At 73.4% G+C, this 7,140-nt stretch carries 6 protein-coding genes; 3 read left to right on the top strand and 3 right to left on the bottom strand.

Going from position 1 to position 7,140, the window contains the following annotated elements; genetic code table 11:
• Positions 1-376 precede the first annotated feature (376 nt).
• Positions 377-1,570, top strand: a complete 1,194-nt coding sequence (locus ACWGJ2_RS31215; protein ID WP_453349641.1) for a threonine aldolase family protein — start codon at positions 377-379, stop codon at positions 1,568-1,570.
• Here ACWGJ2_RS31215 and ACWGJ2_RS31210 read toward each other — a convergent pair.
• Entirely contained in the window at positions 1,551-1,733 is a 183-nt protein-coding gene (locus tag ACWGJ2_RS31210) for a hypothetical protein (RefSeq protein WP_453349640.1), read from the bottom strand. The genes ACWGJ2_RS31215 and ACWGJ2_RS31210 overlap by 20 nt on opposite strands.
• A 98-nt stretch (positions 1,734-1,831) precedes the next feature.
• Between ACWGJ2_RS31210 and ACWGJ2_RS31205 the strand changes: the two genes are divergently transcribed.
• The gene (locus ACWGJ2_RS31205; RefSeq protein WP_453349639.1) at positions 1,832-2,950 is read left to right on the top strand and encodes a DUF5937 family protein; all 1,119 of its coding nucleotides are present in this window, start codon (positions 1,832-1,834) and stop codon (positions 2,948-2,950) included.
• Between the two features lie 22 nt (positions 2,951-2,972).
• On the opposite strand, the gene ACWGJ2_RS31200 is transcribed toward ACWGJ2_RS31205, so the two are convergent.
• Positions 2,973-3,656 carry a response regulator gene (locus ACWGJ2_RS31200; protein WP_453349638.1) on the bottom strand — a complete coding sequence of 228 codons (684 nt, stop codon included), beginning with the start codon at positions 3,654-3,656 and terminating at the stop codon, positions 2,973-2,975.
• A gap of 48 nt (positions 3,657-3,704) precedes the next feature.
• Positions 3,705-4,943 (bottom strand): sensor histidine kinase, encoded by a 1,239-nt coding sequence (locus ACWGJ2_RS31195; RefSeq protein WP_453349637.1) that lies wholly within the window; start codon positions 4,941-4,943, stop codon positions 3,705-3,707.
• Positions 4,944-5,058: 115 nt separating this feature from the next.
• On the opposite strand from ACWGJ2_RS31195, the gene ACWGJ2_RS31190 reads away from it, so the two are divergent.
• Complete coding sequence (locus tag ACWGJ2_RS31190) at positions 5,059-6,207, top strand: SAM-dependent methyltransferase (RefSeq protein WP_453349636.1); 1,149 nt, start codon at positions 5,059-5,061, stop codon at positions 6,205-6,207.
• Positions 6,208-7,140: the final 933 nt, after the last annotated feature.

Here is a 7,140-nt window from a genome sequence, read left to right as displayed (position 1 = left end):
CCCCGCAGGTCGAGAAAGTCACCGGCCGAGAGGCGACGACGAAAGCTTCACGCCGAGGAGACACCCCACCGCGGCACCGGACACCCCCCACCCACACACCCACAACCACGACCGCAACCCGGAATCACGCGGCGCCAGCCGCAACGCACCGCACCACACGCCGCGCCGAAGCCACACAGCCGCACCCGAAAACGGCGAACCGCCCAGCGCAGCGCCCCGCGCCCCCGTGACGCGGCGCAAAAATCAGCGCGGGACCCTACAGTGCGCACCGCACGGGCCAACCGTCCCGCGCAACGCCCCCGTCAAAGGGAGGATGCCGGCGTGGGGAAGGGGAAGGCTGGCGGAGAAGGGGTGTGGACAAGGGAGGCGGGGGGGCTTGGAGGCGCGGGAGAGGAAGCTGAGGGTGTGGGCCGGGGCCGAACGGCGCCTGGGCGACCTTCGAGGCGCCGACCGCCTGGGCGACCTCCTCACCCGCCTCAAGGAAGAGGGCGCGAGGTCGTACGACCTCACGGACTGGCCGGACATCTACGGCAACGACGACAGCATCGTCGGCGCTCTGGAACTCCGTACCGCCGAAACCCTCGGCACCGAATCCGCCGCCTACTTCCCCACGGGCACCATGGCCCAGCAGGCCGCCCTCCGCTGCTGGGCAACCCGCACGGGCAACCCCACAGTCGCCCTGCACCCCCTCGCCCACCCCGTCCGCTGGGAGCGCGACGCCCTGCGAAGGCTGAGCGGCCTGCACGTCGTGCACCCGGGCGACGGCGCACCCCGGATGTTCAGCGCCGACGAGATCCGCGACTGCGAGGAACCCTTCGGCACCCTCATGCTCGAACTCCCGCTGCGCGACGCGGGCTTCGTGCTCCCCACGTGGGAGGAGCTGACCGCGACGGTGGAGGCGGCCCGCGAGCGCGACGCCGTCGTGCACCTCGACGGCGCACGGCTGTGGGAGTGCGCCACGCACTTCGGGCGCCCGCTCCAGGAGATCGCGTCGGTCGCCGACTCGGTGTACGTCAGCTTCTACAAGTCGCTCGGCGCCCTCTCGGGCGCAGCCCTCGCCGGTCCGGCCACGCTGGTCGAGGAGGCGGTCGCCTGGCGGCACAGGTACGGGGGCGCGCTGTTCCAGCAGTGGCCCGCCGTGCTGTCCGCGCTGGTGGGGTTCGATCAGGAGCTGCCGCGGCTGCCGTCGTACGTGGCACACGCGCGGCTCGTCGCCGAGGCCATGCGCGAGGCGCTGACCGCGTCGGGCGAGGCATGGTGGCGGGTGTGGCCGGAGGCGCCGCACACGCACCAGTTCCAGGTGTGGCTCCCGTACGGCGCCGAGGACCTGGAGGAGGCGTCGCTGCGGTACGCGGAGGAGAGCGGCACGCTGCTGTTCCGTGCCTGGTCGGAGGCCCAGGGCGGGCCGCCCGGGGTCAGCATGAGTGAGGTCACCGTGAGCGCGCCGGGCCTCTCGTGGACGCGCGAGCACGTGTCCCGCGCGGTCGAGGGCTTCCTCCGCACCCTGGCCGGAGTCACCGGCGCATCCGGGGCCCCCGGCGAAGGGGGCGTCACCGGCGGCTCGGCGTAGCCGCGGGCACCCCCGTCAGCCGTCGCAGCCGTCGCCGGAAGCGGAGCCCTTCCCACAGCGCGTGCAGCACCCGCGCCTCGTGCGCGCCGGGAAGCGGCGGAGGCGGCTGCTGGTCGCGGGAGAGGCGGTAGGTGTCCATCGCGTACTGCTGAGTGATGCTCATGCCCCGAGCCTGCGCGGCCCCCGGGCACTCCCGCACGCCGATTGACGACGACCGTCAATCGGCGCCCGACCTGCGCGTAAGGCACGCAGAATGGGTCCATGAGCGTGACCGTAGAGATCGCGGGCCTGCCGCCCGAGCGCATCGTCTTCAGCCCGTCGCCACTGGCCGAGCTGGGCACGGCGCTGCACGCGCTGGCCGAGCCGGGACACCACCCGGCCGTGCACGGCTGGGCCACGGCGACCAACGCCGCGCTCGAACCCGACCTCGCCGACCGCCTGTGCGACGCGGACTTCCTGTGGCGCACCACCTTCGCGGACATCTTCATGGGCTTCGCCGGGCTGCGGGACCCCGCTGCCCAGCCCGGCGCCACGCTCGCCGATGACCTGGACACGCTCGACCGGCTGGCCGACGAGGATTTCGTCGCGGCTGCGCTGGAGTTCACCTGCCTCAGCACGTACGGGAAGACGGCGCCCTCGCCGCTCGTCGATCCGCGGGTGCGCGAGCACGCCCTGGAGCTGGCGGCGGCGCGCGGTCAGCGGCAGGTGGACTTCACGCGGTGGCTGCTGGCCGACCCGACGGCCGTGCGCACGTGGATACGGCGCCTCTTCGAGGACTGCGACCAGGCGTTCTTCGCCGACACCTGGCGCCGCACCCGGGTCCATCTCGCGGCGGACGCGCGGCACAAGACGGAGCTGCTGCGGCGCAAGGGGCTGGCCGCCGCGCTGGAGTCCGTATCGAAGGCGCTGACGCTGGACGAGCACGGCAGCCGCATCGAGGTGGACAAGCTGGCGGACGGCCGTACGACCGCCGTGGACCCGGCCGTGGGCGCCGGGCTCACCCTCGTGCCGACGACCTTCAACTGGCCGCATCTGATGGTGCTGCACCGCCCGCGATGGCGGCCCGTGCTGCACTATCCGGTCGCTTCGGGCGACATTCCGGGCCACTCCTCCGTCGAGGCGCTCACCCTGCGGATGGAGGCGCTCTCCCACCCGCTGCGGATGCGGCTGTGCCGCAGCCTCGCCCGCGCCCCGTACACGACGGGGGAGCTGGCCGACATCCTCGGGCTCACCGCGCCCGAGGTGTCCCGGCATCTGTCCGTGCTGAAGAAGGCGGGGCTGCTGACGACGCGGCGGCGCGGCCGGTACGTACAGCACCAGCTGGACCTGTCCATCGTGGCCAAGCTGGGCAGCGACTTCCTGGAGACGGTCCTGCGCTGACGGCCCGCCCGGCCCTGCGGCGTCAGCCGCCGTTGCCAGCGCGTACGAGGCCCGTCTCGTAGGCGAGGACGACCGCCTGGACGCGGTCGCGCAGCCCCAGTTTGGTGAGTATGCGCCCCACGTGCGTCTTGACCGTGGCCTCGGAGAGGACGAGCCCGGCCGCGATCTCGCCGTTCGACAGGCCCTGCGCGACGAGGACGAGCACCTCCCGCTCCCGCTCCGTCAGCTTCTCCAGCTCCTTGGCGAGCGGCTCGGGCGTGGTGGCGGGAAGCACCGAGGAGAACTGGTCGATCAGCCGGCGGGTGGTGCTCGGCGCGACCACCGCGTCGCCGCTGTGGACGGAGCGGATCGCGTCCAGCAGATCGGCGGGCGGCACGTCCTTGAGCATGAAGCCGCTGGCGCCCGCCTTGAGCGCGGAGAAGGCGTACTCATCGAGGTCGAACGTGGTGAGGATCAGCACCTTCGGATCGCCGGGCCCGCCCTCGCGGCCCTCGCAGATGCGGCGGGTGGCCTCCACACCGTCGACGTTCGGCATCCGCACGTCCATCAGGACGACGTCCACCTCCCGCGCCCGCAACTGCTCCAGCGCCTCGGCGCCGTCACCGGCCTCCGCGACGACCTCCATGTCCGGCTGCGCGGCCAGCACCATGCGGAAGCCGGTGCGCAGCAGTGCCTGATCGTCGACGAGCATCACGCGGATGGTCATGGTGTTCCGTTTCCCTAGTCTTCCCTGGTCGCTCTGTGGTGGGCCCGCTCAGTGGTGGGCGACCTTGAGGGGCAGTACCGCGTTGATGCGGAAGCCGCCGCCGGGCCGGGGCCCGGCCTCCAGGCTGCCGCCGACCATGCCGACACGCTCCCGCATCCCGATCAGACCGTGCCCGAGCCCGTCCGCTCCCCCGTCCTCGTACAGCTCCCGCTGCGCCCCGCGCCCGTCGTCCTCGGCGAGGAGGCTCAGCTCGTCGTCCCCGTAGCGGAGGCGGACCGAGGCGCCGACGTCCGGGCCGCCGTGCTTGCGGGAGTTGGTCAGCGCCTCCTGCACTATGCGGTACGCCGTCAGCTCCACGCTGCTCGGGAGGGGGCGCGGCGTGCCCTCGATGGTGAAGTCCACCATGAGCCCGGCCCCGCGCACCTGGTCCACCAGCTCGGCCAACTGTTCCATGCCGGGCTGCGGCACATACTCGCTACGGTCCCGCGCCCCCCGCGTGCTGCCCTCGCCGCTGCGCAGCACCCCCAGCAGCCGCCGCATCTCGGCCAGCGCCTGGCGCCCGGTCCCCGAGATCGTCTCCAGCGCCTGCTTGGTCTGCTCGGGCGCGGTGTCCAGCACATACGCGGCGCCGTCGGCCTGGACGACCATGACCGAGACGTTGTGCGCGACGACATCGTGCAGCTCCCGCGCTATCCGGGCGCGCTCCGCCGCCGCCGCGATCTTGGCGTGCGCCTCGCGCTCCTTCTCCAGGCGGGTGGCGCGCTCCTCCAACTGCGCGTAGTAGGCGCGACGGGTACGGATCGAGTCCCCCAGCACCCACGCCAGGAAGAACGTGACGGTAAGGAATATGCAGCCGAACACCGCACTGGTGGTGTCCTGGTTCGCGTCGGGCCAGCGCAGCGCGGAGATGGTGGGCGCGGTGAGCGCGCCGCCGAGCGCGAACCACGAGGCCCAGCGCACGTTGCGGGAGGCGACGGTGAAGATGATGACGAGGAACGCGAAGTTCCCCGGGAAGACCTCCACGTCCGTGACGAGCTGCGCGACGCCCGTGCCCGTGGCCAGCATCAGCATCTTCTCCGGCGCGCGACGGCGCAGCGCGACCACGGTGCTGAGCGCGAGCGCGATCGGCACGGAGGCGATCTGCTCCGTCGGGCCCTGGGGCAGCCCCTCGGCGTCCACGCGGACGCTCGTGGCGATCCAGAGCCCCGACAGCATCAGCAGCAGCGCGGCCCAGGAGCCGTCCACCCATGTGGGGTGTCTGCGGATGAAGTCGTAGATGCGGTTCACATCACCCAGCGTAGGAAGACGAAGTACGTGCAGGAGTCAACCGGACGGCCGATCCGTGGTGCCCTCGCATACTCCGCAAGGTGGAGGAGCGACGTCCGCACGTAGCGTGAGCCCCGTGAACCCAGAGGACAACGGACCGGCAAACGACTGGGCGACCTGGCGCGAGGCGACCGAGCGCGCGCTCTACGGCGACGGCGACGGGACCGGTGCGGGCGCCGGTACCGCCGCGCGCCCCGGCTTCTTCACCCACGAGGCCCCCGGCGACCACTTCCGCACCTCCGTGCACGCCTCCCCCCTCTTCGCGGGCGCGGTCGCCCGCCTCCTGCTGCGCGTCGACGAGAGCCTGGGCCGCCCCGCCGAGCTGGCCCTCGTGGACGTGGGCGCGGGGCGCGGCGAACTGCTGACCGGGGTGCTGGGGGCGCTGCCCGACGAGGCGGCGCGACGTGTACGCGCTTACGCCGTGGAGCGCGCGCCCCGCCCCGAAGGGCTCGACCCCCGCGTCACGTGGGTCCGCTCGCGCGACACCCTCTCAGGGCTGACCGACCTGACGGACCTGACCGGGCTCCTGTTCGCCAACGAGTGGCTCGACAACATCCCCGTCGACGTCGCCGAGAACGACGAGAACGGGGTCCCGCGCCAGGTACTCGTCCGCGCCGACGGCACGGAGCGGCTGGCTCCGGGGCCGCTGCCGCGCGCGGACGCGGAGTGGCTCGCGCGGTGGTGGCCCCTGGCGGGCGGCGAGCCGGGGCTCCGCGCGGAGATCGGGCGGCCCAGGGACGAGGCGTGGGGCTCGGCGGTGCGGGTGCTGCGGAGCGGGCTCGCGGTGGCCGTCGACTACGCGCACGAGCGCTCGGCCCGGCCGCCCTTCGGCACCCTCACGGGGTACGCGGAGGGCCGCGAGGTCGCCCCCGTGCCCGACGGCACATGCGACCTCACCTCGCACGTGGCGCTCGACGCGTGCGCCTTCGCGGCGGGCGGTGCGCACGGTTCCGCCACGGGCCTGCCCCTGTCCCTCCCCGGAACGGCCGAGGGTGCTGCGCTGATGTCGCAGCGCGAGGTGCTGCGGGAACTGGGCGTCGAGGGGCGCCGCCCGCCCCTGTCCCTCGCCTCGACGGACCCGGCCGCCTACGTCCGCGCCCTCTCCACGGCCACCCAGGCGGCCGAACTGACCTCCCCCTCCGCCCTGGGCGCCTTCACCTGGCTCCTCCACCCCCGCGGGTCCCCTTCGCGGGGTGCGGAAGGAAACGGGGGGTTGCCCTCTTGACGGGGGTGTTGCGCGGGACGGCCGGCCCGTGCGGTGCGCACTGTAGGGTCCCGCGCTGATTTTTGTGCCGCCGCACGGGGCGCGGGGCGCTGCGCTGGGCGGTTCGCCGTTTTCCGGGTGCGGATGGGTGGCTACGGCGCGGCCTATGGACCCGTAGTACGCGGCTGGCGCCGCGTGATTCCTGGTGTCCGACGGTGGCCGTGTGGGGTGCGTGGGTGCGGGGTGTCCGGTGCCGCGCCGGGGTGTCTCCTCGGCGTGAAGGTCTCGCTTTCGGCTCTCCGCCGGTGACTTTCTCGACCTGCGGGGACACCCCACCCCGTCCCCGTCCCGCCGGTGGCCCGCTTCCGCCCGGGGTGGGCCAATGCCCACCCCCTTTCACGGGGTGCGCCTCCTTGCCATGCGGCGGCACACCCCCCCAGCGCGGGACCTACGGTCCCCACTCTCCGGGCCAACCGTCCCGCGCAACACCCCCTTGGCAGGGGGCGCCTACCCGATTGCCCCTCGGGGTTACGTACGCGTGCTGCGGGCCGGTGGGTGGGTTGTGCCCACCCTCCCCAGCTACCGCTGGGAGGTGCCCCCTCGCCAAGCGGGACGCTTGCCCACAACAGTGGGGCGCCGTCGCCACCAGGGTGCCGCCCGTGGCAGGGGCGGGCCCGCTCGGCGAGGCGCCGGGGTCGTTCCCACAACAGTGGGGGCTGGGCCCCTCCGGCAAGGTGCCGGGGCGGGCGCACAACAGTGGCGAACCGTCCCCCCGTCGGCTTCCCGTGGCAGGGGCGGAGGCCTTTCGGCGAGGCACGGGGCGGGCGCATGGGTGCCGATGAGGCGCCGGTCCACAGCATGGGAACAAGCGGAGGGGCCACCGGCCGGGAGTTGGCCGCGACCGGGAGGTGGTGTGGCGGGGGGTCCCCGCAGGGCGAGCAAGTCACCGGCGGA

The sequence above is a fragment of the Streptomyces sp. NPDC054796 genome, assembly GCF_053611545.1.
This window is presented reverse-complemented; position numbering and strand designations above follow the sequence as displayed.

Bases quoted from the DNA above. Each gene is read 5' to 3' on its own strand.
- ACWGJ2_RS31210 (WP_453349640.1), bottom strand. From the start codon at position 1,733: ATGAGCATCACTCAGCAGTACGCGATGGACACCTACCGCCTCTCCCGC.
- ACWGJ2_RS31205 (WP_453349639.1), top strand. From the start codon at position 1,832: ATGAGCGTGACCGTAGAGATCGCGGGCCTGCCGCCCGAGCGCATCGTC.
- ACWGJ2_RS31200 (WP_453349638.1), bottom strand. From the start codon at position 3,656: ATGACCATCCGCGTGATGCTCGTCGACGATCAGGCACTGCTGCGCACC.